At 70.4% G+C, this 26,415-nt stretch carries 23 protein-coding genes and 2 tRNA genes; 5 read left to right on the plus strand and 20 right to left on the minus strand.

Going from position 1 to position 26,415, the window contains the following annotated elements; genetic code table 11:
* Positions 1–6: 6 nt before the first annotated feature.
* The 10 genes from ABZO31_RS10710 to ABZO31_RS10755 all read right to left on the minus strand — a co-directional run bounded on the left by ABZO31_RS10710 (position 7) and on the right by ABZO31_RS10755 (position 13,444).
* Complete coding sequence (locus ABZO31_RS10710) at positions 7–1,656, minus strand: CHAD domain-containing protein (protein ID WP_406860898.1); 1,650 nt, start codon at positions 1,654–1,656, stop codon at positions 7–9.
* A gap of 61 nt (positions 1,657–1,717) precedes the next feature.
* Positions 1,718–2,917, minus strand: coding sequence for a rod shape-determining protein RodA (rodA, locus tag ABZO31_RS10715; RefSeq protein ID WP_406860899.1), 1,200 nt, complete (start codon positions 2,915–2,917; stop codon positions 1,718–1,720).
* Between the two features lie 4 nt (positions 2,918–2,921).
* A complete protein-coding gene (gene mrdA, locus ABZO31_RS10720; RefSeq protein ID WP_406860900.1) occupies positions 2,922–5,150 on the minus strand; it encodes a penicillin-binding protein 2 in 2,229 nt (742 codons plus the stop codon).
* Positions 5,151–5,169: 19 nt separating this feature from the next.
* Entirely contained in the window at positions 5,170–5,832 is a 663-nt protein-coding gene (gene mreD / locus ABZO31_RS10725) for a rod shape-determining protein MreD (RefSeq protein WP_406860901.1), read from the minus strand.
* 3 nt (positions 5,833–5,835) lie between these two features.
* Positions 5,836–6,825, minus strand: a complete 990-nt coding sequence (mreC, locus tag ABZO31_RS10730) for a rod shape-determining protein MreC (RefSeq protein WP_406860902.1) — start codon at positions 6,823–6,825, stop codon at positions 5,836–5,838.
* 181 nt (positions 6,826–7,006) lie between these two features.
* A complete protein-coding gene (locus ABZO31_RS10735; RefSeq protein WP_393642617.1) occupies positions 7,007–8,026 on the minus strand; it encodes a rod shape-determining protein in 1,020 nt (339 codons plus the stop codon).
* A 306-nt stretch (positions 8,027–8,332) separates the two neighbouring features.
* Positions 8,333–8,746: a nucleoside-diphosphate kinase gene (ndk, locus tag ABZO31_RS10740; protein WP_406860903.1), complete on the minus strand. Its 414-nt coding sequence runs from the start codon at positions 8,744–8,746 to the stop codon at positions 8,333–8,335.
* 64 nt (positions 8,747–8,810) lie between these two features.
* A complete protein-coding gene (locus ABZO31_RS10745; RefSeq protein WP_406860904.1) occupies positions 8,811–9,167 on the minus strand; it encodes a DUF4233 domain-containing protein in 357 nt (118 codons plus the stop codon).
* 5 nt (positions 9,168–9,172) lie between these two features.
* A complete protein-coding gene (gene folC / locus ABZO31_RS10750; protein WP_406860905.1) occupies positions 9,173–10,684 on the minus strand; it encodes a bifunctional tetrahydrofolate synthase/dihydrofolate synthase in 1,512 nt (503 codons plus the stop codon).
* A 135-nt stretch (positions 10,685–10,819) separates the two neighbouring features.
* On the minus strand, positions 10,820–13,444 hold the full coding sequence (locus tag ABZO31_RS10755) for a valine--tRNA ligase (RefSeq protein WP_406860906.1): 2,625 nt from the start codon (positions 13,442–13,444) through the stop codon (positions 10,820–10,822).
* A 138-nt stretch (positions 13,445–13,582) separates the two neighbouring features.
* Between ABZO31_RS10755 and ABZO31_RS10760 the strand changes: the two genes are divergently transcribed.
* Positions 13,583–14,545: a hypothetical protein gene (locus tag ABZO31_RS10760; RefSeq protein WP_406860907.1), complete on the plus strand. Its 963-nt coding sequence runs from the start codon at positions 13,583–13,585 to the stop codon at positions 14,543–14,545.
* A gap of 75 nt (positions 14,546–14,620) precedes the next feature.
* Here ABZO31_RS10760 and clpX read toward each other — a convergent pair whose 3' ends face one another.
* The 5 genes from clpX to ABZO31_RS10785 form a co-directional block, all read right to left on the minus strand.
* A complete protein-coding gene (gene clpX, locus ABZO31_RS10765; RefSeq protein ID WP_318106826.1) occupies positions 14,621–15,904 on the minus strand; it encodes an ATP-dependent Clp protease ATP-binding subunit ClpX in 1,284 nt (427 codons plus the stop codon).
* Positions 15,905–16,062: 158 nt separating this feature from the next.
* Positions 16,063–16,725: an ATP-dependent Clp protease proteolytic subunit gene (locus ABZO31_RS10770; protein ID WP_406860908.1), complete on the minus strand. Its 663-nt coding sequence runs from the start codon at positions 16,723–16,725 to the stop codon at positions 16,063–16,065.
* 63 nt (positions 16,726–16,788) lie between these two features.
* Entirely contained in the window at positions 16,789–17,394 is a 606-nt protein-coding gene (locus ABZO31_RS10775) for an ATP-dependent Clp protease proteolytic subunit (RefSeq protein ID WP_406865314.1), read from the minus strand.
* Positions 17,395–17,616: 222 nt separating this feature from the next.
* Positions 17,617–19,002, minus strand: a complete 1,386-nt coding sequence (tig, locus tag ABZO31_RS10780) for a trigger factor (protein WP_406860909.1) — start codon at positions 19,000–19,002, stop codon at positions 17,617–17,619.
* 197 nt (positions 19,003–19,199) lie between these two features.
* Positions 19,200–19,276, minus strand: a tRNA-Pro gene (locus tag ABZO31_RS10785).
* Between the two features lie 131 nt (positions 19,277–19,407).
* Here ABZO31_RS10785 and ABZO31_RS10790 point away from each other — a divergent pair.
* Positions 19,408–19,478: transfer RNA gene (locus ABZO31_RS10790), tRNA-Gly, on the plus strand.
* A 125-nt stretch (positions 19,479–19,603) separates the two neighbouring features.
* On the plus strand, positions 19,604–19,930 hold the full coding sequence (locus tag ABZO31_RS10795) for an amphi-Trp domain-containing protein (protein ID WP_406860910.1): 327 nt from the start codon (positions 19,604–19,606) through the stop codon (positions 19,928–19,930).
* Positions 19,931–20,000: 70 nt separating this feature from the next.
* Here ABZO31_RS10795 and ABZO31_RS10800 read toward each other — a convergent pair whose 3' ends face one another.
* The 3 genes from ABZO31_RS10800 to ABZO31_RS10810 all read right to left on the minus strand — a co-directional run bounded on the left by ABZO31_RS10800 (position 20,001) and on the right by ABZO31_RS10810 (position 21,974).
* The gene (locus ABZO31_RS10800) at positions 20,001–20,195 is read right to left on the minus strand and encodes a hypothetical protein (RefSeq protein WP_393642633.1); all 195 of its coding nucleotides are present in this window, start codon (positions 20,193–20,195) and stop codon (positions 20,001–20,003) included.
* Positions 20,196–20,365: 170 nt separating this feature from the next.
* Positions 20,366–20,824: an HD domain-containing protein gene (locus ABZO31_RS10805; protein ID WP_406860911.1), complete on the minus strand. Its 459-nt coding sequence runs from the start codon at positions 20,822–20,824 to the stop codon at positions 20,366–20,368.
* Positions 20,825–20,828: 4 nt separating this feature from the next.
* Positions 20,829–21,974, minus strand: a complete 1,146-nt coding sequence (locus tag ABZO31_RS10810; RefSeq protein ID WP_406860912.1) for a PP2C family protein-serine/threonine phosphatase — start codon at positions 21,972–21,974, stop codon at positions 20,829–20,831.
* A 107-nt stretch (positions 21,975–22,081) separates the two neighbouring features.
* On the opposite strand from ABZO31_RS10810, the gene ABZO31_RS10815 reads away from it, so the two are divergent.
* The gene (locus tag ABZO31_RS10815) at positions 22,082–23,311 is read left to right on the plus strand and encodes a GNAT family N-acetyltransferase (RefSeq protein ID WP_406860913.1); all 1,230 of its coding nucleotides are present in this window, start codon (positions 22,082–22,084) and stop codon (positions 23,309–23,311) included.
* Between the two features lie 52 nt (positions 23,312–23,363).
* Here the strand turns inward: ABZO31_RS10815 and ABZO31_RS10820 are convergent, their stop codons facing one another.
* Together ABZO31_RS10820 and ABZO31_RS10825 are read right to left on the minus strand one after the other, a co-directional pair.
* Entirely contained in the window at positions 23,364–24,173 is an 810-nt protein-coding gene (locus tag ABZO31_RS10820) for an Fpg/Nei family DNA glycosylase (protein ID WP_406860914.1), read from the minus strand.
* A 73-nt stretch (positions 24,174–24,246) separates the two neighbouring features.
* Positions 24,247–24,735: a ribose-5-phosphate isomerase gene (locus ABZO31_RS10825; RefSeq protein WP_406860915.1), complete on the minus strand. Its 489-nt coding sequence runs from the start codon at positions 24,733–24,735 to the stop codon at positions 24,247–24,249.
* A 185-nt stretch (positions 24,736–24,920) separates the two neighbouring features.
* Between ABZO31_RS10825 and ABZO31_RS10830 the strand changes: the two genes are divergently transcribed.
* Positions 24,921–26,366: an amino acid permease gene (locus ABZO31_RS10830; protein ID WP_406860916.1), complete on the plus strand. Its 1,446-nt coding sequence runs from the start codon at positions 24,921–24,923 to the stop codon at positions 26,364–26,366.
* Positions 26,367–26,415: the final 49 nt, after the last annotated feature.

Consider the following 26,415-nt stretch of genomic DNA (forward strand, 5'->3'; position numbering starts at 1 on the left):
GACCGGTCACAGATCGGGGTGCGCGGCGGCCGCCCAGACGTCCGGGAGTTCGCGCTCGCCGGCCGCCGCGGCGGCCTCCTCGCGGCCGTACAGGAGTCCCCAGGTGAAGGCGTTCTCGCCGGCGCTGTACGCCTGGACGGCGAGGGTGCGCAGGGCGTCGCGGGCGACGACGGAGTCCTGGTGGTCGCCGAGGAGGCTCTGTACGGCCTTGACGCGGGCGGCCAGCTTCTTGGCGGGCTTGCCGAGGGTGGGGACGGCGGCCTCGGCGGCGTAGCGGGCGCGTTTGGCGGCCTTGCGGGCCTCGTGCAGGGCGACGTCGCGGTCGTGGCCCGGGTCGAGTGCGAGGGCGTGGTCGACGGCGGCGGCGAGGCGGGCGTGGTCCTTGAGGACCGCCTTCGGCAGGACGTCCTCGGCGGGGCGGCCGGCGGCCTTCCGGAGCGGCGGGTCGGCGAGCAGGGCGTCGAGGGCGTCCAGGAGGACGAGGTACCGCTTGGCGTCGAGGGCGGCGAGGGTGCGGCGGCGGATGCCCCCGGAGCGGGCGGAGTCCCAGGTGCGCAGGCGGTTGCGGAGCGGGCCGAGGAGGAGCGGGCGGGGGGTGTCGTCGAGCAGGGCGCGCAGGCGGGCGACGAGGACCTCCTGGTCGCGGGCGAGGCCGAGTTCACCCGCGAGCCACTTGAGCTCGGCGCCGATCGGGTCGGTGACGTTGCGGTCGAGGACCTTGCGGTACGTCTTGAAGGCGCTGCGGAGGCGTCGGCAGGCGACACGCATCTGGTGCACGGAGTCGGGCAGGTCGCGGCGGACGGCGGGGTCGAGCGCGACGAGCGCGTCGCGCTGCGCCTGTGCGTACGCGAGCACGGCGGCCCCGGCGCTGCCGGAGGGCGGGGCGGCCTCCCCCGCCGGCCCGTCCGCGTCCTTGCCGCGGGCCTGCTTCGCGATGCGCTTGCCGGCCGGGACGTCGTCCCGGGGCTCGGCGGCGGCGGTGCGCCTCGCCTCCTTCACCGCGCGGGTGACGGCGGCCTTCCCGGCACCGCCCTTGCCCTTCTCGGGGACGGTCTCCTCCAGCGCCCTCGCCAGCTTCGACGGGGCGGAGGACGGGCGGATGCCGGCCTTCTTCAGGCGTTTCTCGACCGCGTCGAGGACCGCCTCGTCGGCGTCGTCGGCGAGTTCGACCTCGATCTCCGTCCAGGCGGCCGTCGCTCCCTCCCCCGGGCCGCTCAGGCGTTCCGCCCGGACGGTGTCGAGGGAGAGTTCCGCCAGCATCGTGCCGTCCTCGGCGTGCAGGTGGCGGACGGCTCGGGAGGAGCGGAGGCGGACGACGGGGACGACGTCGGCGTCGCGGACGCGGGAACGCAGGAGCCCCGCCAGGGCATGCGGGAGCGTGTCCGAGAGCGGGGCTCTGATCTCGTCGCGGATTCCGGAGGCGACCGGGAACTTCAGGTGCCAGCCGGCGTCCGCCCCGCCCGTCCTGCGCCGCAGGGTGAGCGAGTCCGCCGCGAGCCGCAGGTCGGGGGTGTCGTAGTAGACCGCGTCGAGCTCGGTGACGCCCCGGTCCTCCACCGAGGCGACACCGGACGCCTTGGTCAGGTCCGGCAGCTTCGTCCGGTCACCGGCTTCGGCTTCGTACTTCCGCTCGATCTCGCGCTTCGTCTCCGCCATGAATCGAATCTAGACGGGATGTGAACGCGAGGGGAGGGGGCCTTGGGCCGACCTGGTGCCCTTACGCCGTCATGGGCCGCTGGACCCGGATCGACTGCAGCAGTCCGATCGCCACCCACACCGCGAACATCGACGAACCGCCGTACGAGACGAACGGCAGCGGCAGGCCGGCGACCGGCATGATGCCGAGGTTCATGCCGATGTTCTCGAAGGACTGGAAGGCGAACCAGGCGATGATCCCGGCCGCGACGACCGTGCCGTACAGCTCCGTCGTCTCCCGCGCGATGCGGCAGGCGCGCCACAGGATCACGCCGAGCAGCACGAGGATCAGCCCGGCGCCGAGGAAGCCCAGCTCCTCGCCGGCGACGGTGTAGATGAAGTCGGTCTGCTGCTCCGGCACGAACTGGCCGCTGGTCTGGTGGCCCTTGAAGAGCCCCGCGCCGTACAGGCCGCCGGAGCCGATGGCGATGCGCGCCTGGTTGGTGTTGTAGCCGACGCCGGCCGGGTCGAGCTCGGGGTTGGCGAAGGCGGCGAAGCGGTTGATCTGGTACTCGTCGAGCATCCCGAGCGCGGTGACCAGCACCGCTCCCCCGACGCCCGCGCCGATCAGGCCGAGGACCCAGCGGTTGGAGGCCCCGGAGGCGAGCAGGACGCCGAGCACGATGACGGCCATGACCATCACCGAGCCGAGGTCGGGCATCAGCATGACGATGCCCATGGGGACGGCCGCGAGGCCGAGCGCCTTGGCGACGGTGCCGTGGTCGGGGTGGAGCTGGTCGCCGGCGTCGACCTTCGCCGCGAGCAGCATCGCCATGATCAGGATGATCGTGATCTTGACGAACTCGCTCGGCTGGAGCGAGAAGCCGCCGCCGATCACGATCCACGCGTGCGCGCCGTTGATCGTCGCGCCGAGCGGCGTGAGGACCGCGAGGATCAGCACGATCGAGATGCCGTACAGGACCGGAACCGCGCCGCGGAGGGTGCGGTGGCCGAGCCAGACCGTGCCGATCATCAGGACGAGCCCGATGCCGGTGTTCAGGACGTGCCGGAACAGGAAGTAGTACGGGTCGCCCTGGTTGAGCTCGGTGCGCCCCCGGGTGGCGGACCAGACGAGCAGCGCGCCGAGCAGGGACAGGGCGAGGGCGGACAGCAGGATCGGCCAGTCGAGCCGCCGCACGACGGAGTCGCGGGCGGTGAGCTTGGCGAAGGCCCCGCGTTCGGGGGCGTACCGGGAGACGGAGAAGCCGGTGCGTGCGTTCATCGGGTCAGAGCCTCCCGGCCCTCGGCGGGCCTGCGAGCGGCGGGACGCTCGGCTGCGGCTCGGGCGGAGAGGCCGGATCCCGGCCGGCGGCCTGCTCCCCCTCCGGCTTGACCAGCTGCGCGTCGGGGTCGTACGGCTTGATCACGGGCGCGTCGATGCTGCCGTCGGTCTGGATCTTCGGCAGGGCCTTCTGCGGCTGCGGCAGCAGGGCCCGCTTGAGGTCCTGGTTGCCGGCGTCGTCGAGGCCGTAGAGGGCGTCGTAGATGTTGCGCACGGCGGGGCCGGAGGCGCCGGAGCCGGTGCCGCCCTGGGAGATCGTCATGACGATGGTGAAGTCGCGGGTGTAGGTCGCGAACCACGAGGTGGTCTGCTTGCCGTAGACCTGCGCGGTGCCCGTCTTGGCGTGCATCGGGATCTTGTCCTGGGGCCAGCCGCCGAACCGCCAGGCCGCGGTGCCGCCGGGCTCGACGACGGAACGCAGGCCCTTGTCGAGGTCCTTGACGGTCTGGGCGTCGACCGGCAGCCTGCCGTGCGCCGTGGGCTTGATCTCCCGCACGGTCTTGCCGTCGGCGCTGACCACGGCCTTGCCGACGGTGGGGTTGTACAGGGTGCCGCCGTTGCTGATGGCCGCGTACGCGGTGGCCAGCTGAATGGGCGTGATGAGCAGGTCGCCCTGGCCGATGGAGAAGTTGATGCTGTCGTAGGCCTTGAGCTGGTTGCCCTCCAGGCAGTTCTCGTAGCTGAGCTGCTGGATGTACGTGCCGCCCTTCTTGCCCTCCTTGCACCAGGCGTCCTTGTTCGCCTCCCAGAAGCGCTGCTTCCACTGGCGGTCGGGGACGCGGCCCTTGACCTCGTTGGGCAGGTCGACACCGGTCTCCGAGCCGAAGCCGAAGTCGTGGGCGGTGCGGTAGAACCAGTCGTGGGCGTTCTTCTTGGGCTTGAGGCCGCCGTCGCGCGACCACTGCTCGTGGCCGAGCCGGTAGAAGACCGTGTTGCAGGAGAACTTGAGCGCGTCGCCGAGGGTGATGGGGCCGTGGCCCTGGGACTCGAAGTTGGCGAAGCTGGTGTTGCCCATGCTGTACGAGGCGGTGCACGGGTACGTGTCGTTGAAGTCGTGCCCGGCGCGCACGGCGGCGCTCGCGGAGACGACCTTGAAGACGGAACCGGCCGCGGCCTGGCCCTGGATGGCCCGGTTGAGCAGCGGGTAGTTGGACTTCTTGCTGGTCAGTGCGGCGTAGTCCTTGGCGGAGATGCCGCCGACCCAGGCGTTGGGGTCGTAGTCGGGCAGGGAGGCCATGGAGACGATCCGGCCGGTCCGGGACTCCATGACGACGACGGCGCCGGCGTCGGCCTCGTACTTGCGGCCGGTGATCTTGTCGGTCTCGCCGCGGACGGTCTTCATCGCCTGGGCCAGCTCGTGTTCGGCGACGGCCTGGACGCGGGCGTCGATGCTGGTGACGAGGGTGGAGCCGGCGACACCGGGGTCGGACTCGGTCTGGCCCATGACGCGGCCGATCTTGTCGACCTCGTAGCGTGTGACGCCGGCCTTGCCGCGCAGTTCCTTGTCGTAGGTGCGCTCGATGCCGGAGCGGCCGACCTGGTCGGAGCGGAGGAACGGCGAGTCGCCGTCCTTGGCCTTCTCGATCTCGTCGTCGGTGACCGGCGAGAGGTAGCCGAGGACCTGGGAGGTGCGGGCGCCGCCGAGCGCCGGGTAGCGGCGTACGGCGGTGGGCTCGGCGGTGATGCCGGGGAAGTCCTCGGTGCTCTCCCGGATGGTCAGCGCCTGCTGGGTGGTGGCCTCGTCGGTGACCGGGATCGGCTGGTACGGCGAGCCGTTCCAGCAGGGCTTGGGGGTCTCCGAGTCGCAGAGCCGGATCTTGTTCATGACGTCCTGCGGCTTCATGCCGAGGACGCCCGCCAGGCGGGTGAGGACGGCCTTGCCGTCGTCCTTCATCTTCAGCAGCTCGGTGCGGGACGCGGAGACCACGAGCCGGGTCTCGTTGTCGGCGAGCGGGACGCCGCGGGCGTCCAGGATCGAGCCGCGCACGGAGGGCTGGACGACCTGCTGGACGTGGTTGCTCTTGGCCTCGTCGGTGTACTCCTTGCCGTTGCGGATCTGGAGGTACCAGAGCCGCCCGCCGAGCGTGAACAGCAGGGAGAAGACGAGGACCTGGATGATGACGAGCCGGATCTGGACCCTGGGGGTCCGCCCGGTCTCCGGAATGTTGCTCATGCTGCCGTTGCCCCCTCGGTCACAGTCGCTTGACTCCCTTGATGCGCCCGGCCCGTGAGGCCCGGGAGCGGGCGGCCTTCACGCGCAGGCCGCTGCGCTGGGCGCCGATCCGCAGTCCGGTGCCGGAGGAGAGCCAGCCGGAGGACACGTCGGTGGCGGTCCCGGTCTCGGCGAGCGGATCGTTCTCGGCGCGGCGGGCCAGTGCCATGATCGCCGGCACCGTGAAGGGGGCGAGCAGCAGGTCGTACAGGGCGGCGGTGAACAGCAGGAAACCGAGGCCGACATGGCGGGCGGCGGTGTCGCCGACGAGGGCGCCGACGGCCGCGTACAGCAGCGTGGAGCCGAGGGCGGCGGCGACGACCACGGCCATCGGACCAGTGGCGGACCGCAGCTGGCCCTTCTCGGGCCGGAAGAGTCCGGCGACGTAGCCGATGACGCAGAGCACGAGGGCGTAGCGGCCGGCGGCGTGGTCGGCGGGCGGGGCGAGGTCGGAGAGCAGACCGGCGCCGAAGCCGATGAGCGCGCCGCTGACATGCCCGTACACCAGCGCCAGGGCGACGACGGTGAGCAGGACGAGGTCGGGGACGGCGCCGGGGAGTTGGAGCCGGGACAGGACGGAGACCTGGACGACGAGGGCCACCACGACCAGGGCCGCGGAGAGCAGGATGCGGTTGATCTTCATGCCTCAGTCCCCCTGCAGGTCGTTCTGTCCGTCGGCCGGCGCCTGTCCCGGCTGCTGCTGTCCCGCCTGCTCCTGGCCGGGCGGCGGCGGGGTGACCGTGACGGTGACGGTCGGTACGGGCTTCGGCTTGGCCGGGCGCGGCGGCAGGACCATGTCGCGCGGGTTGGTGCGCGGGGCCTGGACGACGACACCGACGATGTCGAGCTTGGTGAAGCCGGCGTACGGCCGGATGTAGAGGTTGCGGGTCAGGTCGCCGCCGGCCGGGTCGACGCGGATCACCTCGCCGACGGGCACGCCCGGCACGAACGGCTTGCTGCCGTGCGAGCCGAAGGTGACCAGGCGGTCGCCGGGCTTGACCTTGGCCTTGCCGTTGAGCAGCTGGACGAGCAGCGGGCCGTTGCCCTGGCCGGTGGCGAAGCCGAGCTCGTTGCTCTTCTCCATGCGGGTGCCGACGGTGAAGTCCGGGTCGCTGGCGAGCAGCACGGTCGCGGTGGACGGGCCGACGGTGGTGACGCGGCCGACGAGTCCGGCGCCGTTGAGGACGGTCATGTCGCGCTGGATGCCGTCGTCGGCGCCGGCGTCGATGGTGACGGTCCAGGAGAAGCCCTGCGCGGCTCCTATGGCGATGACCTGGGCGGCCTTGATGCCGTACTGCCCGGCGCCGGCGTTCTTCAGCAGGGCGTCGAGTTCGGCGAGCCGGCTGCGGTTGCGGTCGTCGCTGCCGAGCTTGGCCTTGAGGGCGGCGTTCTCGTGCTCCAGGGCCGCGATCCGGGTGTGCCGCTCGCCGGAGTCGCGTACGGCTCCTATGGCGTTGCCGATCGGGTCGACGGCCGTCGCGACGCCGTTCTCGATGGGGCCGAAGGCCGCGGCGGCTGCCTGCCGGGCGCCGTCGACCGGTGACTCCTCGCCGCCGCGGATGTCCACCGTGATCAGTGCGAACGCGATGGCGACCAGCAGCACCAGGAGTAGCCGGCTCTCTCGTGTGTCCCTCACGTGCGGCGGCCGTGCCTTTCCTCTTGGTTCGATTGGTGCAAGCAGTTGGTACAGCGCTTGATGCGGGTTCGTGCCGTTATATCAACGATCGTCCCCCAGGCCCTAGGGGCCTGGGGGAGCCCCCAGTACGAGGGTTCTTGCCACCCGTACAGCCGATCGGCGGCGAGGTGTCGCCGAGTTGTTACCGGCGCGGCTGGGCGTCGAGGACCTGCTGGAGTGCCTCGAACTCCTCCACGCACTTGCCGGAGCCCAGCGCCACCGAGTCCAGCGGGTCCTCGGCGATGTGGATCGGCATGCCGGTCTCGCGGCGCAGCCGCTCGTCGAGGCCGCGCAGCAGCGCGCCGCCCCCGGTGAGAACGATTCCGCGGTCCATGACGTCACCGGACAGCTCCGGCGGGCACTTGTCGAGCGTGGTCTTCACCGCGTCGACGATGGCGTTGACGGGCTCCTCGATGGCCTTGCGGACCTCGGCGGCCGAGATGACCACGGTCTTGGGCAGACCGGAGACCAGGTCGCGGCCGCGGATCTCGGTGTGCTCGTCCTTCTCGAGGTCGTACGCCGAGCCGATGGTGATCTTGATCTGCTCGGCGGTGCGCTCGCCGAGAAGGAGCGAGTACTCCTTCTTGATGTGCTGGATGATCGCGTTGTCCAGCTCGTCGCCGGCCACCCGGATGGACTGTGCCGTGACGATTCCGCCGAGGCTGATGACGGCGACCTCGGTGGTGCCGCCGCCGATGTCCACGACCATGTTGCCGGTGGCCTCGTGGACCGGGAGGCCCGAGCCGATGGCCGCGGCCATGGGCTCCTCGATGATGTGCACCTGGCGCGCGCCGGCCTGGGTGGAGGCCTCGATGACGGCGCGGCGCTCGACTCCGGTGATGCCGCTGGGGACGCAGACGACGACACGCGGGCGGGCCAGGTAGCGGCGCTTGTGGATCTTCAGGATGAAGTAGCGCAGCATGCGCTCGGTGATCTCGAAGTCGGCGATCACGCCGTCCTTGAGCGGGCGTACGGCGACGATGTTGCCGGGGGTCCGGCCGATCATCTTCTTCGCCTCGGAGCCGACGGCGAGGATGCCGCCGGTGTTGGTGTTGATGGCGACGACCGAGGGCTCGTTCAGGACGATGCCACGACCCCTGACGTACACCAGCGTGTTGGCGGTCCCGAGGTCGACAGCCATGTCACGGCCGATGAACGACATAGAGTTCCCCTTGTTTCCCATGAGGATGCGTCGGGCCTTCCCAATTGGAGCGTTGACGACTGCTCAGGTCGGCGAGGTGGTGGTGACGCGTGTGCGGTGGCGTGGAGGTTTCCATCGTAGTGCCGCCCGCAGGGATCCGGCGCGGTGGACCACCTCTGAACAGCAGACGAGATGACGCAGCGAACCGTTCCCGGTTCTTCCGTTCATATGCCTGGGGGCGACCGAATTCCATCGGTCGCCCCCAGGGCGTTGCTGCGATCGGTTGATACCGGGTCAGACGGAATCGGTCATTCCGGCCGGACCGGATCAGACCAGGCCGGGGAAGAAGATCTTCAGTTCCCGCAGGGCGGACTCCTCGGAGTCCGAGGCGTGGATCAGGTTCTCCCGGACGATGGTGCCGAAGTCGCCCCGGATGGAGCCGGGGGCCGCGGCGATCGGGTCGGTCGGGCCCGCGAGGGTCCGCAGACCCTCGATGACGCGCTCGCCCTCGACGACCATGACGACGACCGGACCGGACTGCATGAAGCCCATGAGCGGCTCGTAGAACGGCTTGCCCTTGTGCTCTCCGTAGTGCTGCTCCAGCGTGTCCTGGTCCAGCTCGCGCAGCTCCAGGGCCGCGATGGTCCAGCCGGCCTTCCGCTCGATGCGGCCGATGATCTCGCCGATCAGGCCGCGGCGGACCGCGTCGGGCTTGAGCAGGACGAGCGATCGCTGGCTCACGGGGGAAACTCCTTCACGTACGGTGTGCGGTCCTCAGAGGCTACAGGGCCGTCCGGCCCCGTCGTCACGCAGCGTCAGGCCCCGCCGCGGCCTGGGACTCGGCCCAGCGGGCCTTCACCTCGTCGATCCGCCGCCCGTAGTGCACCGAGCACCACCACAGGACCGCGAACAGCAGTCCGAGGAAGAACATCACCGGCAGCACGAAGCCGCTGGCGATCAGCGCGAGCTGCAGCGCCCAGCCGAGCTGCACGCCGCCCGGCCGGGTGATCATCCCGCAGAGCAGCACGCTCAGCAGCATCGCGACGCCGCATACCGTCCACACGGTCGACATCGCCAGGGTCTCGTCCTTCATGGCGACGAGACCGGCGAAACCGATCACGAAGAACTCGCCGATGAGCGTGGAGGCACAGAGGGTACGCAACGGATTCAGCCCTTCCCGAGGAGCAGCCGGGCCTCGCCGACCGTGAACACGGAGCCGGTCACGAGGACGCCGGCACCCGCGTACTCGCCCTCCTCCTCCGCCAGCGTGATCGCGGCCTCGATCGCGTCGTCGAGGCGCGGCTCGACCACCACGCGCTCGTCGCCGAAGACCTCCACGGCGATCGCCGCGAGCGCGTCGGCGTCCATCGCGCGGTGGGTCGAGTTCGAGGTGACCACGATCTCCGCGAACAGCGGCTCGAAGGCCTCCAGAAGGCCGCGCACGTCCTTCTCGGCGCTGGTCGCGACCACACCGATCAGCCGGGAGAAGCCGAAGGACTCGGAGACGCCCTCGGCCGTCGCCGCCGCGCCGGCCGGGTTGTGCGCCGCGTCCAGGATCACCGTCGGGGACGAACGGACCACCTCCAGGCGGCCCGGCGAGGCCACCGAGGCGAAGGCCCGGCGGACCGTCTCCAGGTCCAGCGTGCGGGCGTGCTGCGCGCCGATGCCGAAGAACGCCTCCACCGCGGCCAGGGCGACCGCCGCGTTGTGCGCCTGGTGCGCCCCGTACAGCGGCAGGAACACGCCCTCGTACTCGCCGCCGAGGCCGCGCAGGGTCAGCAGCTGCCCGCCGACCGCGACCTCGCGGGAGACGATGCCGAACTCCATGCCCTCGCGGGCCACCGTGGCGTCCACCTCGACGGCCTTCTTCAGCAGCACCTGGGCCGCGTCGACCGGCTGCTGGGCCAGGATGACCGTGGCGTCCTGCTTGATCACACCGGCCTTCTCGGCGGCGATCTCGGCGGGCGTCTCGCCCAGCCGGTCGGTGTGGTCGAGCGAGATCGGGGTGACCACGGCCACCGAGCCGTCGATCACGTTGGTGGCGTCCCACGTGCCGCCCATGCCGACCTCGACCACCGCGGCGTCCACCGGCGCGTCGGCGAAGGCCGCGTACGCCATGGCGGTGAGCACCTCGAAGAAGGAGAGCCGGTACTCCTGCTTCGCGTCGACCAGCTCCACGTACGGCTTGACGTCCTGGTACGTCTCGATGAACCGCTCGGCGGAGATCGGCGCGCCGTCCAGGCTGATCCGCTCGGTGATCGACTGGACGTGCGGCGAGGTGTAGCGGCCGGTGCGCAGATCGAAGGCGGAGAGCAGCGCCTCGACCATGCGGGCCGTGGACGTCTTGCCGTTGGTGCCGGTGATGTGGATCGAGGGGTACGCGCGCTGCGGGTCGCCCAGCACGTCCATCAGGGCCGCGATCCGCTGGACCGACGGGTCCAGCTTGGTCTCGCCCCAGCGGGTCGCCAGCTCGGTCTCCACCTCGCGCAGCGCCGCGTCGACCTCGGGGTCGGCGGGGCGGGCGGGCACGGCGTCGGCCTGCGGCGGACCGGCCTGAGCGCGCAGGGTGCGGCTGCCGGCCTCGATCACCGCCAGGTCGGGGTCTCTGTCGGTCTCGGCTTCGACGAGGTCGTCGAACGCGTCGGACTCGTCGTACTCGTCGCGGGGCTGCTCACTCACGGACCCAAGTCTACGGAGGGGGGCCGACAGCGCGGTGGACGCACCCCTTTCGGGACGTTCGGGGCGGCCCGGGAACGCGCGCCGGGCACGCGAAAGGGCCGGAACCTCGTGGGTTCCGGCCCTTTCACCCGTTCGCTACGCCTGGGGCAGTCGCTCCAGCTGCGCCTGGATGCGGGCGATGTCCTCGTCCGCCTTGGCGAGGCGGGTGCGGATCTTGTCGACCACGTTGTCCGGGGCCTTGGCCAGGAAGGCCTCGTTGCCGAGCTTCGCGTTGGCCTGGGCCTTCTCCTTCTCGGCGGCGGCCAGGTCCTTCGCGAGGCGCTTGCGCTCGGCGGCCACGTCGATGGTGCCGGACAGGTCCAGCGAGACCGTCGCGCCGGCGACCGGCAGGGAGGCGGTGGCCGCGAAGCCCTCGCCCTCCGGCTGGAGGCGGAGCAGCTGGCGGATGGCCGCCTCGTGCGCGGCCAGCGCGGTGCCGTCCAGGTCGAGGCGGGCCGGGACCTTCTGGCCGGGCTGCAGGCCCTGGTCGGCGCGGAACCGGCGGACCTCGGTGACGACCCGCTGCAGGTTCTCGATCTCGGCCTCGGCGGCGTCGTCGCGGAAGCCCGAGTCCTGCGGCCACTCGGCGACCACGACGGACTCGCGGCCGGTGAGGGTGGTCCACAGCTCGTCGGTGACGAACGGGACGATCGGGTGCAGCAGCCGCAGCATGACGTCCAGGACCTCGCCGAGGACCCGGCCGGAGACCTTCGCCTGCTCGCCGCCGGCGAAGAACGTCGTCTTCGACAGCTCGACGTACCAGTCGAAGACCTCGTCCCAGGCGAAGTGGTAGAGCGCGTCGCTGAGCTTCGCGAACTGGTAGTCCTCGTACAGGGCGTCGACCTGCGCGACCGTCTTGTTCAGGCGGGACAGGATCCACCGGTCGGTCGCGGACAGCCGCTCGGCCGGGGGCAGCTCGCCCTCGATCGTGGCGCCGTTCATCAGCGCGAAGCGGGTGGCGTTCCAGATCTTGTTGGCGAAGTTCCGGGAGGCCTTGACCCAGTCCTCGCCGATCGGGACGTCGACGCCCGGGTTGGCGCCGCTGGCCAGGGTGAAGCGGACGGCGTCCGAGCCGTACTCGTCCATCCAGTCCAGCGGGTTGACCACGTTGCCGAAGGACTTCGACATCTTCTTGCCGTTCTGGTCACGGACCATGCCGTGCAGGGCGATGGTGTGGAACGGCGGGGTGCCGTCCATCGCGTAGAGGCCGAACATCATCATCCGGGCGACCCAGAAGAAGAGGATGTCGTAGCCGGTGACCAGGACGGAGTTCGGATAGAACTTCTCGAGGCTCTCGGTCTGCCCGGGCCAGCCGAGCGTGGAGAACGGCCACAGGCCGGAGGAGAACCAGGTGTCCAGGACGTCCGTGTCCTGGTGCCAGCCCTCGCCGCTCGGCGGCTGCTCGTCCGGTCCGACGCAGACGATCTCGCCGTTCGGGCCGTACCAGACCGGGATGCGGTGGCCCCACCACAGCTGGCGCGAGATGCACCAGTCGTGCAGGTTGTCGACCCAGTCGAAGTACCGCTTCTCCATCTCCTGCGGGTGGATCCTGACCTTGCCGTCGCGGACCGCGTCGCCGGCGGCCTGCGCGAGCGGGCCGACCTTGACCCACCACTGCATGGACAGGCGCGGCTCGATGGTGGTCTTGCAGCGCGAGCAGTGGCCGACGGAGTGCGTGTACGGACGCTTCTCGGCGACGATCCGGCCCTCGGCGCGCAGCGCGGCGACGATGGCGGAGCGGGCCTCCAGGCGGTCCAGGCCCTGGAAGGGGCCGTGGGCGGTGATGACCGCGCGCTCGTCCATGACGGCGAGGTTCGGCAGGCCGTGACGCTGGCCGATCTCGAAGTCGTTCGGGTCGTGCGCCGGGGTCACCTTGACGGCGCCGGTGCCGAACTCGGGGTCGACGTGCTCGTCGGCGACGACCGGGATGCGGCGGCCGGTGAGCGGCAGCTCGATCTCGGTGCCGACGAGGTGCTTGTACCGCTCGTCGTCCGGGTGGACGGCGACGGCCGTGTCGCCGAGCATCGTCTCGGCGCGGGTGGTGGCGACGACGATCTCCGCGTCCCCGGAGCCGTACCGGATGGAGACGAGCTCGCCGTCGTCGTCCTGGTACTCGACCTCGATGTCCGAGATCGCCGTGAGACAGCGCGGGCACCAGTTGATGATGCGCTCGGCGCGGTAGATCAGCTCGTCGTCGTAGAGCTTCTTGAAGATGGTCTGGACGGCCTGCGACAGGCCCTCGTCCATGGTGAAGCGCTCACGGGACCAGGCGACGCCGTCGCCCAGGCGCTTCATCTGGCCGGAGATCTGGCCGCCGGACTCCGCCTTCCACTGCCAGACGCGCTCGACGAACGCCTCGCGGCCCAGGTCGTGGCGGGACTTGCCCTCCTTGGCGAGCTCGCGCTCGACGACGTTCTGGGTGGCGATGCCGGCGTGGTCCATGCCCGGCTGCCACAGCGTCTCGTAGCCCTGCATGCGCTTGCGGCGGGTGAGGGCGTCGATCAGCGTGTGCTCGAAGGCGTGGCCCAGGTGGAGCGAGCCGGTGACGTTGGGCGGGGGAATGACGATCGTGTAGGGCGGCTTCTCGCTCTTCGCGTCGGCCTCGAAGTAACCGCGCTCTACCCAGCGCTCGTACAGCTTCCCCTCTACCTCGGCCGGCGCGTACTGGGTCGGCAATTCAGTGGTGGCGGCTGCTGGCTGCTGCTGAGTGTTCTCGGTCACGGGGTCAGTTTAGAGGTGTCACGGGGCCGCCCCGAAACGAGATGGTTCCGTAACGGTGTGCCCCCCACCGCCCGCGCGGGGCAGAGGTTCCGCCAGGATGTTCGGTACGCATAAACATCCTGTGAGGGGAAGCCCTTAATGAGCTACAACCAGCCGGGACCGTACGGTGGTCCGCCGCAGCAGCCCGGGCCCTACGGCCAGCCGGACCCCTACGGCCAGCCGCCGCAGGCCCCCCAGCCCGGCTACGGGTATCCGCAGCAGGCGCCCCAGCCCGGGTACGGCTACCCGCAGCCCGGTGTGCCGCCGCAGCAGGCGCCGTACGGCCAGCCCGGCCCGTACGGGCAGCCCCAGCAGCCCGGCCCCTACGGCCAGCAGCCGCAGTACGGCGGCCCCGGCTACCCGCCGCCGGCCCCGAAGAAGCGCACCGGTGCGGTCGTCGCCGTGGTCGCGGTGGTCGCCGCGCTGGGCGTCGGCGCGTACTTCGTGTTCAGCGGCGGCGGGGGCGGCATCGGCGGCGGTGGGGTGAGCGACGACACCAAGGGCTACAAGCTCACCGCTCCGGAGACCGTCGGCGAGTACAAGAAGATCCCGGGCAACGGCGAGAAGCCGCTGAACTCCGAGCAGAAGATGCGGGCCACGGCGCTCGGCATCACCAACCCGGCCCAGGTCGTCGCCCAGTACAAGAACAGCACCGAGACGCTCAAGGGCAAGCAGCTGACGTTCAGCGGCCTGTACGGCGAGATCGCCGACCCCGAGAAGGCGTTGGACAACTACTTCGCCAGCATCGGGAAGAACCCCGACCAGCTGGAGGCCGGCTTCAAGGTCGAGACGGTCGGCACGTCCCAGGAGGTGGAGCCGGCCGGCTTCGAGGGCGCGGTCATGAAGTGCCAGATGGTCAAGATGACCAGCTCGGCCCCCGCCAAGCCCGGCCAGCCGAGCGAACTGCAGGCTCCCACCTGCGCCTGGGCGGACTACTCGACGCTCGGCGCTGTCAACATCCTCGACATGGCCTCCCTGGTGACGGGTCAGTCGGGTGTGCAGCAGACGGAGGTCGCCGACATGGCGGCGAAGCTGTACTCCACGGCCCGCGCGAAGGCCTGATCCGCGAGGCTCGACACACAGGGGCGCCCGGCCGGTTGGATCCGGCCGGGCGCCCCTGTCACATGTCCCGTGCGGTTACGCGCTCTTCTCGTGCCGGCCGTCGTTCTTGACGATCCGCGGCACCAGCGTCGGGTTGACGTTGTTGTGGACGACGTCGGCGGTGATGACCACGCGTGCCACGTCCTTGCGGGACGGGACCTCGTACATCACCGACATCAGGACCTCTTCCATGATGGCGCGCAGGCCGCGCGCGCCGGTGCCGCGGAGGATCGCCTGGTCGGCGATGGCCTCCAGGGCCGGGCGGTCGAAGTCCAGCTCCACGCCGTCGAGTTCGAAGAGCCGCTGGTACTGCTTGACCAGCGCGTTGCGCGGCTCGACGAGGATCTTGAGCAGGGCCTCGCGGTCCAGGTTGTGCACCGAGGTGATGACGGGGAGGCGGCCGATGAACTCGGGGATCATGCCGAACTTCACCAGGTCCTCGGGCATGACCTCCTGGAACTGGTCGCTGGCCTCGATCTCGCGCTTGGAGCGGATCGTCGCCCCGAAGCCGATGCCCTTGGCGCCCGCCCGCGACTCGATGATCTTCTCCAGGCCGGCGAAGGCGCCGCCCACGATGAAGAGCACGTTCGTCGTGTCGATCTGGATGAACTCCTGGTGCGGGTGCTTCCGTCCGCCCTGCGGCGGGACCGAGGCCGTCGTGCCCTCCAGGATCTTCAGCAGGGCCTGCTGGACGCCCTCGCCCGACACGTCACGCGTGATGGAGGGGTTTTCACTCTTCCGCGCGACCTTGTCGATCTCGTCGATGTAGATGATCCCGGTCTCGGCCTTCTTGACGTCGTAGTCGGCCGCCTGGATCAGCTTGAGCAGGATGTTCTCGACGTCCTCGCCGACATAGCCCGCCTCCGTCAGCGCCGTCGCGTCGGCGATGGCGAACGGCACGTTGAGCATGCGCGCGAGCGTCTGGGCCAGCAGCGTCTTGCCGGAGCCCGTGGGGCCCAGCAACAGGATGTTGGACTTGGCCAGTTCGATGGCGTCGTCCCGGCCCTGCGCGCCGCCGTTCTCGCCGGCCTGGACGCGCTTGTAGTGGTTGTACACCGCGACGGAGAGGGCCTTCTTCGCGGGCTCCTGCCCGACGACGTACCCCTCCAGGAACTCGTAGATCTCGCGGGGCTTGGGGAGTTCCTCCCACCGCACCTCGCTCGTCTCCGCGAGCTCTTCCTCGATGATCTCGTTGCAGAGGTCGATGCACTCGTCGCAGATGTACACACCGGGGCCTGCGATGAGCTTCTTCACCTGCTTCTGGCTCTTTCCGCAGAACGAGCACTTGAGCAGGTCGCCGCCATCACCGATGCGTGCCACGAGGTGCTTCCCCTTCGCCTGGGAGCGGCCTTGGTTCAGCCGACTCCTGGTGCCTCATATCCGACGGTACCTTGCCGGGCCCCCCGTTCGGGCCCCCCTTGGCACGGTTCACATCGAAGCGGTGCTTCGGGCGAACCGTGCCAGGGGAAGGTCGAGCGTCAGGCTGCCGAGGCGGCCGTGCTCTTGCGGGTCGAGACGATCTGGTCGACCAGGCCGTACGCGAGCGCGTCCTCGGCCGTCAGGATCTTGTCACGCTCGATGTCGTCGCGGATCTTCTCGATCGGCGTCGAGGAGTGCTTGGCCAGCATCTCCTCGAGCTGGCTGCGCATCCGCAGGATCTCGTTGGCCGCGATCTCCAGGTCGGAGAGCTGCTCACGGCCGGTGCCGCCGGAGGGCTGGTGGATCAGCACACGGGCGTTCGGCAGGGCCATCCGCTTGCCGGGGGTGCCGGCGGCGAGCAGCACGGCCGCGGCGGAGGCCGCCTGGCCCATGCAGACCGTCTGGATGTCCGGCTTCACGAACTGCATGGTGTCGTAGATCGCGGTGAGCGCCGTGAAGGAGCCGCCGGGGCTGTTGATGTAGATCGAGATGTCGCGGTCCGGGTCCATCGACTCCAGGCACAGCAGCTGCGCCATGACGTCGTTGGCGGAGGCGTCGTCGATCTGCACGCCGAGGAAGATCACGCGCTCCTCGAAGAGCTTCGCGTACGGGTCGTACTCGCGCACGCCCTGCGAGGTGCGCTCGACGAAGCGCGGGACGACGTACCGGTTGTCCATCGGCGCGCCGGTGTAGAGGCCGCTCGGGGAGAGGTTGTTCTGCATCTGGATGTTCACCGTCCTGGTGGCGTTCGGCGGGGGCTGGGGCTCTTCAGCGGTCTGCCGGGCTCAGGCGCCCGTGCCGCCGCCGCCGGGAACGCCCGCGGCGTGGGTGATGATGTCGTCGATGAGGCCGTAGTTCTTGGCCTCCTCCGCGGTGAACCAGCGGTCGCGGTCGCCGTCACGGATGATCGTCTCGACGGTCTGGCCGGAGTGGAGCGCGGTGATCTCGGCCATGCGCTTCTTCGTCCGCAGAAGGTACTCGGCCTGGATCTTGATGTCCGAGGCCGTGCCGCCGATGCCGGCGGAGCCCTGGTGCATCAGGACGTCGGTGTTCGGCAGCGCGAAGCGCTTGCCGGCGGTGCCGCCGGTGAGCAGGAACTGGCCCATCGACGCGGCCATGCCCATACCGATGGTCACGACGTCGTTGGGGATGTACTGCATGGTGTCGTAGATGGCCATGCCGGCCGTCACGGAGCCACCGGGGCTGTTGATGTAGAGGTAGATGTCCTTCTCCGGGTCGGCGGCCAGGAGGAGCATCTGGGCGGTGATCTTGTTGGCGATCTCGTCGTCGACCTGCTGGCCGAGGAAGATGATCCGCTCGCCGAGCAGCCGGTTGTAGACATGGTCGCCGAGGCCACCACCGATGGACGGCTCACCCGCGGCGTAAGGCATCAGATTCGTCACGTATCCACCTGCTCGTCTCCGACGGCGCACGTGCCGTCTCAGCGTCTCGTTCGGAGGGCGCTGCCCTCGTATTCATGGACCCTAACGCCCAGGTAGGACAACGCCATCCCGGTTCCCGAACTGTTCGCTCGGAGCGCAAGCTGTCAAGGCCCGTTTGGGAACGGGGAAGGGGCCCGGACGCACACGCGTCCGGGCCCCTCTCCGGTGGGCTTACTTGGCCTCGGCCTCGGCGTCGCCGTCGACGGCGGCCTCGACGACCTCGGCGGCCTCCTCGACCTCGTCCTCGTCGTCGGAGAGGTCCACGACCTCACCCTTGGTGTCGACGACCTTGGCGGCCTCGACGACGACCGCGAGGGCCTTGCCGCGGGCGACCTCGCCGACCAGCATCTGGACCTGGCCGCCCTCGACGACGGCCTGGGCGAACTGGTCGGGGCTCATGCCGGAGGAGGCGGCACGGCGCAGCAGGTGCTCGGTGAGCTCCTCCTGGCTGACGCTGAGCTTCTCCTTGGCGACCAGCTCGTCGAGGATGAACTGGGTCTTGATGCCCTTCTGGGCCTGCGCCTCGGTCTCCGCCTGGAACTCCTCGGCGGTCTTGCCCTGGAGCTCCAGGAACTTGTCGAGGGTGAGGCCCATCTGGCCGAGCTGGTGGTGCTCGAGGTTGTGCTTGCGCGTGTTGATCTCGTCCTCGAGCAGCTTCTCCGGCATCGGGACCTCGACCAGCTCGATGAGGGCGTCGAGGACGCGCTCCTGGGCCTGCGTGGCCTGGTCGAACTGCTTCTGGTTCTCGAGGCGCGTGCGGGCGTCGGCCTTCAGCTCGTCGAGGGTGTCGAACTCGGAGGCGAGCTGGGCGAAGTCGTCGTCCAGCGCGGGGACCTCACGGGCGGCGACGGCGGTGACCTTGACGGTGACCTCGGCGTCCTTGCCCTCGGCGGAGCCGCCCTTCAGCTGCGAGGTGAAGGTGGCCTCGCCGCCGGCCTCCAGGCCGGTGACGGCCTCGTCGATGCCGTCGAGGAGCTCGCCGGAACCGATGGTGTACGAGACACCCTCGGCGACGCCGTCGGGCAGCACCTCGCCGTCGACCTTGGCCTCGAGGTCGATCGTCACGACGTCGCCCTCGGCGGCGGCGCGCTCGACCGGGGAGGTCGACGCGAAGCGCTCGCGGAGCTGCTCGACGGACTTCTCGATGTCCTCGTCGGTGACCTCGACGGCGTCGACGGTGATCTCGATGCCGGAGTAGTCCGGGATCTCGATGGTCGGGCGGATGTCGACCTCGGCGGTGAAGGCCAGCAGCTCGCCGTCCTTCAGCTCGGTGATGTCGACCTCGGGCTGGCCCAGCGGGTTGACCTCGGCCTCGTTCACGGCCTCGGTGTAGAACTTCGGGAGCGCGTCGTTGACGGCCTCCTCCAGCACGGCGCCGCGGCCGAACCGCTGGTCGATCACACGCGCCGGGATCTTGCCCTTGCGGAAGCCCTTGACCGTGACCTGCTGGTTGATCTTCTTGTACGCCGCGTCGAGGCTGTCCTTGAGCTCCTCGAAGGGCACCTCGACAGTGAGCCGAACCCGGGTCGGGTTCAGGGTCTCCACGGCGCTCTTCACGGTTCGGTCTCCTTGATGGCTGATTCTGGGATGTGGCGGGTCCGCTCGGAGGCGGTTCCTGCCGTCCGGCCCGGTCAGAAAGACACACGGGCACGTAGCCTGCATAGTAACCGCAAGCGCATTGCGCCCCACAACGCGATCTTGTCCGTACGGCTCGTACGGGCGGCGGTCGCGGGGACGAGCCCGGGAGATCCGGCTGGTCGGGGTGGCGGGATTTGAACCCACGGCCTTCCGCTCCCAAAGCGGACGCGCTACCAAGCTGCGCCACACCCCGTCGGTGCGACACGTAGGGTACATGCCCGGGGACGCTGCGACGCCCCACGGGAAAGGGGCGTGCGGGGGCGCCGCCGGACCCGCTAGGATGCTTCACGTGCCGCGGCCCTCGTGACCTGCGGCGCGATGCTTGCGGGCGTAGCTCAATGGTAGAGCCCTAGTCTTCCAAACTAGCTACGCGGGTTCGATTCCCGTCGCCCGCTCTCTCGGCTCAGGGCCAGGTCGGAGGTTCACCCTCCTGCCTGGCCCTGATGCGTTTGCGGTGGCCGGTGCGCCCTGCGTCGTGAGAATGGACAGAGGCACTGTTCCCGCCGGATCGGAGACGGCGATGAAGGACCTGAAGTTCGAGCAGAAGACCTCGCTGTCCCGCCTGGAGGCCGCCGACCGGCTCACCGCGCTCGCGGCCGCGCTGCGGGAGGGCGGGGAGGCGGACGTCGAGCTCGGTCCGGTGACGCTGACGATGCGGATCCCCGACGAGCTGGACAGCGAGTTCGAGGTCGAGGTCGGCGACGGCGAGATCGAGCTGGAGATCGAGCTCAAGTGGCCGATCACGGCGCCGGAGGCGCCCGAGGCGCCCGAGGCGCCGCGGAGCGCGCGGCCGGCGACCGCCGGCCGGGGCAGGGCGGCGAAGCGGGGCACCGCCAAGAAGTCCTGAAGTCGCACGGCTGCGAGGGCCTGGGCCGGTCCGCCGGCTCAGGCCCTGTCGTCGTGGGCGGACGGGCGCGCTAGAACTTGATCGAGTTGATCGTCATGGCTATCGAGTCGAGGAAGCGCTGGATGTCGTCGGCCATGCCCGTCGAGGCCAGGAAGAAGCCGAAGAGAGCGGCGACGACCGCGGGGCCCGCTTTGAGGGAGCCGCCCCTGATCAGCACCACCAACACGATGCCCAAGAGAAGCACCACAGACAGTGAAAGGACCACAACTGATCACACCCCTGGTCGGTCCGCCTAGCCGGCCGGGGGACACACGACTCAGGCGCCCCCGCTCCCTCCATCGTGCCACCAACCTCGGCCGCGTAGTCCCCCGGTGACGAATCGTCGGCGTACGGATCGGGCCACTTCGGCGACATCTGGGCGTCCCGGCCCGGGAATTAGGCTTGATCGTTCCGATCGAGGCCGAGAAGCGCGCGCATGCGGGCGTACTTCTCGGTCAGCCGCAGGCGGGTCGGCGCGTCCAGGACGGCGAGCCGGGCCGGGTCGGCGTTGTGCGCGAGGTCGGACTCCTTGACCAGGAGCGCGCCGGGCACCGCGAGCACGCGCCGCGCGTACGACTCCGGTGACTCCCCCGGGCGTTTGGTAAGCGCGAGGACCATGTCCTTGGTCTGCTGGGGGACGTGGAGCTCCTGGAGCTGCTCGGCGGTGAGCCGGTGGTCCTCCACGGAGTCGTGCAGCCAGGCCGCGGCGATCTGCTCCTCGCCGCCGCCCCGGGCGCGTACGCCCTCGGCGACGGCCCGCAGGTGCTCGGCGTACGGGCGTCCCGCCTTGTCGGTCTGGCCCTCGTGGACCGCGCGGGCCAGGGTTTCGACCTCGGTGAGGCTCAGATACGTCATCGGGTCATGCCTCCCTCGTGATCAGGAGGAGCGCCCGGTCGTCGTTGACGTCCTTCGCGCAGGCCTCGATGAGGTGCCAGGCCGCGCCGTGGAAGCCGGAGGCGACATAGCGGTCGGCCTCGCCGGTGAGGCGGTCGATGCCCTCGGCGATGTCGCGGTCGGCGGCCTCCACCAGGCCGTCGGTGAACAGCATCAGCACGTCGCCGGGCCGCAGCGAGCCCTTGACCGGGTGGAACTCGGCCCCGTCGTACACGCCGAGCAGCGGGCCCTCGGCGGCCTTCTCCTCCCAGCGGCCGCTGCCCGCGTGCAGCTGGAGCGCGGGCAGATGGCCGGCGGACAGCAGCTCGTAGTCGCCGGACTCCAGGTCGAGGACGAGGTGGACGGAGGTCGCGAAGCCCTCGTCCCAGTCCTGGCGCAGCAGGTAGCCGTTGGCGGCGGGCAGGAAGCCGTGCGGGGGCAGCGAGCCCAGCAGCCCGCCGAAGGCGCCGGACAGCAGCAGGGCGCGGGAGCCCGCGTCCATGCCCTTGCCGGAGACGTCGGTGAGCAGCACCTCCAGGGTGCGGCCGCCGTTGGTGCGGGCGGCGACGACGAAGTCGCCCGAGAAGGACTGGCCGCCGGCCGGGCGGAGCGCCATCTCGTGGTGCCAGCCCTGCGGCAGCCGGGGCAGCGCGCTCTGGACGCGGATGCGCTCGCGCAGGTCGAAGAGCATGGTGCCGCCGCGCCGCCAGGGCACGCCGACCCGGGCCCGGAACTGGGCGAGCAGCAGCCCGAACAGTCCGCAGGCGGCGACCACGAGCACCGTGCCGGGGGTGACCGCGGCCGGCGTGTCCTGGTAGGGGCCGAGCACCAGGGACTCGACGATCAGCGCGCCGGCGGCCGCCGCGTACAGGCCGAGGAGGCTGGCGGGCCGCAGTAGGAGCCCGCCGGCGACGATCGGCAGCACCAGGGCGGCGGGCGCGCACCAGGTGGGGTCGAGGAGCGTGCCGAAGGTGATCGCGGGGATCATCAGCAGCAGCGCGGCCATCGCCACCCAGTCGGAGCCCTCGCCCCGGAAGTAGTCGACCCCCGACTTGCGCAGGCCGACGCGGGCCCGGTGTGCGCTCCTGCGCAGCCGGGCCGCATAGGTATCCACTCCCGCGCGACTTCTCATTGGCCTGGACCCTATCCACCCGATCGGCGCTCGTGCAGGGGGACCCCTCAGACATTGCGCGTGAAATCGGGTCGCCGGGGGTGGCGGCTCGCTGATATCGATGGCATATGACGACCGAACTACGGGTGCTCGACCCCGCCGAGTGGGACGACTGGTACGCGAACCTGGAGCTCGCGTTCGGCGGGGTGGCGGAGGCCCCCGAGGAGCGGGCGCTCTGGCAGGAGCTGACCGAGCCCGAGCGGTTCCTCGGGGTGTGGGACGGCGAGCGGGCGGTCGGCACGGCGGGCGCGTTCTCGTTCCGGCTGTCCGTACCGGGCGGGACGCTCGTCCCGGCGGCGGGCGTGACGATGGTGAGCGTGGCCACCACGCACCGGCGGCGTGGGATCCTCACCTCGATGATGCGACGTCAGCTCGACGACGTACGGGCGTGGGGCGAGCCGCTGGCCGTCCTGACCGCCTCGGAGCCGGAGATCTACGGACGCTTCGGGTACGGCATCGGCGCCTGCACGACCCGCGCGACGATCGACACGACGCGGGTGCGGCTGAGCGTGCCGGACGGCGCGGACGACGTGCTGCTGCGACAGACCGATGCGGGGAAGGCCGCGGGGGCGTGCGAGGCCGTGTACGCGCGGCTGGTACCGGGGCGGCCCGGGATGCTCGCCCGCCAGCCCGGCTGGGAGGCCCAGCCGCTCCTCGACCCGCCCGGCGGGCGGGGCGGCGCCTCGCCGCTGCAGTGCGTGCTCGCGGAGCGGGGCGGGGAGGTCGTGGGGTTCGCCCGGTACTCGATCAAGCCGGAGTGGAGCTTCGCCGGGGCGAACGGCTCGGTGACGGTGCGGGACCTGGGGGCGCTGGACCCGGCGGCGGAGGGGGCGCTGTGGCGGTTCCTCTGCTCGATCGACCTGACGTCGTCGGTGCGGATCCACAGCCGGCCGGTGGACGACGCGTGGCAGCACCTGGTGAGCGACATCCGCCGCTGCGAGCCGTCGCAGCGGGACGGGTTGCACGTGCGGCTGGTGGAGGTGGGGGCGGCGCTGTCCCTGCGGGCGTACCAGGCGCCGGTGGACGTGGTGTTCGAGGTCGCGGACGCGTTCTGTCCGTGGAACGAGGGGCGGTGGCGACTTACCGCTGACGCGAGCGGGGCCAACTGCGTCCGGACGCAGGACGCTGCCGACGTCGCGCTGTCCGTGCGGGAGTTGGGAGCGGCGTACCTCGGCGGCGTGTCGCTGACTGCGCTGGCCGCGGCGGGGCGCGTGCGCGAACTCCGGCCCGGGGCGCTGAACCAGGCCGCCGTCGCGTTCGGGTGGCCGGTGGCGCCGTGGTTGCCGCACGGCTTCTAGTCCCCCACCCCGCCCCTTCCCGTCACCGGGGGCTCGGCCCCCGGACCCCCGCTCAGCGGGTCTGGCAGCCCGGGCACCAGAAGAGGTTGCGTGCCTGGAGGTCCGCCGTGCGGATCTCCGTGGTGCAGATGTGGCACGGCATCGTCGCGCGGCGGTAGACGTAGACCTCGCCGCCGTGGTCGTCGACGCGGGGTGGGCGGCCCATGGCCTCGGGGGTGTGTTCGGGGCGGACGGTGTCGATGCGGTTGTTGCGGACGCCTTCGCGCATCAGGGCCGCCAGGTCCGTCCAGATCGCGTCCCATTCGCGGCGTGTGAGGTCCTTGCCCGCGCGGTACGGGTCGATGCCGTGCCGGAAGAGGACCTCGGCGCGGTAGACGTTGCCCACGCCCGCGATGACCTTCTGGTCCATCAGGAGTGCCGCGACGGTGGTGCGGGAGCGGGAGATGCGGTGCCACGCCTTGTCGGGGTCGTCACCGCCCCGCAGCGGGTCCGGGCCGAGGCGGTCGTGTATCGCCTGCTTCTCGGGCTCGGTGATCAGCGCGCAGGTGGTGGGGCCGCGGAGGTCGACGTGGTGGATCTCGTTGACGAGCCGCAGGCGGACGGTGTCCGTCGGGGGCGGTGCCGGGGTCGCGCCGAAGCCGACCTTGCCGAAGAGGCCGAGGTGGATGTGGATCCAGCCGGTGCCCTGGAAGCCGAGGAAGAGGTGCTTGCCGTGGGCGTCGACTCCGTCGAGGACCCGGCCGTCGAGGAGTGACGCGCCGGCGGCGAACTTGCCCTGAGGGCTGCTCACCCGTACCGGCCCGCCGGCGAAGCGCTCCAGGTGGTCCTCGGCGAGGCGGTGGATCGTATGCCCCTCGGGCACGGCTGGCTCTCCTGCCTGGATGAAGGACGGCACGGCCGTGCCGCCGGACCCGGTCCGGCGGCACGGGTGGGGTTCAGCCCTGCTGCGGGTGGTGGGCCGGGATCGGGGGCATGACGCCCTCGGTCTCGTAGGCCGACAGCATGTCGATGCGGCGGGTGTGGCGCTCGTCACCCGAGTAGGGGGTGCTGAGGAAGATCTCGACGAACTTGGTCGCCTCTTCCTCGGAGTGCATGCGGGCGCCGACCGCGACCACGTTGGCGTTGTTGTGCTCGCGGCCCAGCGCGGCGGTCTGCTCGCTCCAGGCGAGGGCGGCGCGGACCCCCTTCACCTTGTTCGCGGCGATCTGCTCGCCGTTGCCGGAGCCGCCGATGACGATGCCGAGGCTGCCCTCGTCCGCGGCCGTCTTCTCGGCGGCGCGCAGGCAGAACGGCGGGTAGTCGTCCTGGGCGTCGTAGATGTGGGGACCGCAGTCGACGGCCTCGTGGCCATGGGCCTTCAGCCACTCGACGAGGTGGTTCTTGAGTTCGTAGCCGGCATGGTCGGAGCCGAGGTAGACGCGCATGTTCCGAGTGTGGCACGGCGGGACCGGGGTAGCGGTCAGCGGGGTCGGGGCCGGTCGGCGCCGCACGCCGCGGCACTGTGACTCCGGTAACGATCCGGAGTCGGCCCTTCCGGAATTCCCCGAACTCGGTGTTCCATACTCGGGCTCGCGATCCGAGCCCTCCCCTCAAAGCAAGGAATGCGTCCATGAACACGCAACCGACCCTTACGAAGGAAGGCGGTAACACCGGAACCACCGGTGATTCCCAGCACTCCGACGGTCTCAAGGCCGGTCTCAAGAACCGCCATCTTTCGATGATCGCCATCGGCGGCGTCATCGGCGCCGGACTCTTCGGCGGCTCCGCGGCCGGCATCAAGGCCGCCGGCCCCGGCATCCTGCTCTCCTACGCGCTGGTCGGCGCGATGGTCGTCTTCGTCATGCGGATGCTCGGCGAGATGTCCGTGGCCAACCCCACCTCCGGCTCCTTCTCGGCCCACGCCGACCGGGCGCTCGGACGCTGGGCCGGCTTCTCCATCGGCTGGCTGTACTGGTTCTTCTGGGTCGTCGTGCTCGCCGTCGAGGCGACCATGGGCGCGGACATCCTCAACGGCTGGCTCCCGGCCGTCCCGCAGTGGGCCTGGGCCCTGATCGTGATGGTCGTGCTGACCGCCACCAACCTCGGATCGGTCGCCTCCTACGGCGAGTTCGAGTTCTGGTTCGCCGGCATCAAGGTCGTCGCCATCGCCGCCTTCATCATCGTCGGCGGGCTCGCGATCTTCGGCGTGCTGCCGGGCGCGGACACCGCGCAGGCCGGTCTGAGCAACCTCACCGAGCACGGCGGCTTCCTGCCCAACGGCTACGGGGCGATCCTCACCGGCATCCTGATGGTCGTCTTCTCCTTCATGGGCAGCGAGATCGTCACCCTCGCCGCCGGCGAGTCCTCGGACCCGCGGCGCGCCGTCGCCAAGGCCACCAACAGCGTGATCTGGCGCGTCGGCATCTTCTACCTGGGCTCGATCCTGGTCGTGGTCTCGCTGCTGCCGTGGAACGACCCGAAGCTGCAGGAGGACGGCTCGTACGTCGCCGCGCTCGACTCGATCGGCATCCCGCACGCCGGCCAGATCATGAACGTGATCATCCTGACCGCCGTGCTGTCCTGCCTGAACTCCGGCCTGTACACCGCCTCCCGCATGGCCTACTCGCTGGGCCGCCGCGGTGACGCGCCGAAGGCGTTCGCCAAGGTCAACGCGAAGGGCGTGCCGCAGGCCGCGATCATCGGCTCGGTGATCTTCGGCTTCGTCGCCGTGTTCTTCAACTACAAGTGGCCCGACACCGTGTTCGCCTTCCTGCTGAACGCGTCCGGCGCCATCGCGCTCTTCGTCTGGCTGGTCATCTGCTTCTCGCAGCTGCGCATGCGGAAGATCATCCTGCGCGAGGCCCCGGAGAAGCTGCTCGTCAAGATGTGGCTCTTCCCGTACCTGACCTGGGCGACCATCGCGATGATCGTCTTCGTCCTGGGCTACATGCTCTGGAACGGCGGCTCGGCCCGTGAGCAGGTCGTGCTGTCGCTCCTCGTGGCGGGCCTCGTGGTGGCGATCTCCCTGGTCCGCGACCGCCTCGGCAAGACCCCGGAGCCGGTCACCGAGGACTGATCCCGGACAGCGGAAAGCTCTCCGTTCCCAGGGCGACCCCCTGCGGAAC

The sequence above is a fragment of the Streptomyces solicamelliae genome (assembly GCF_045348655.1).
In the GTDB taxonomy this organism is placed as follows: Bacteria; Actinomycetota; Actinomycetes; order Streptomycetales; family Streptomycetaceae; genus Streptomyces; species Streptomyces solicamelliae.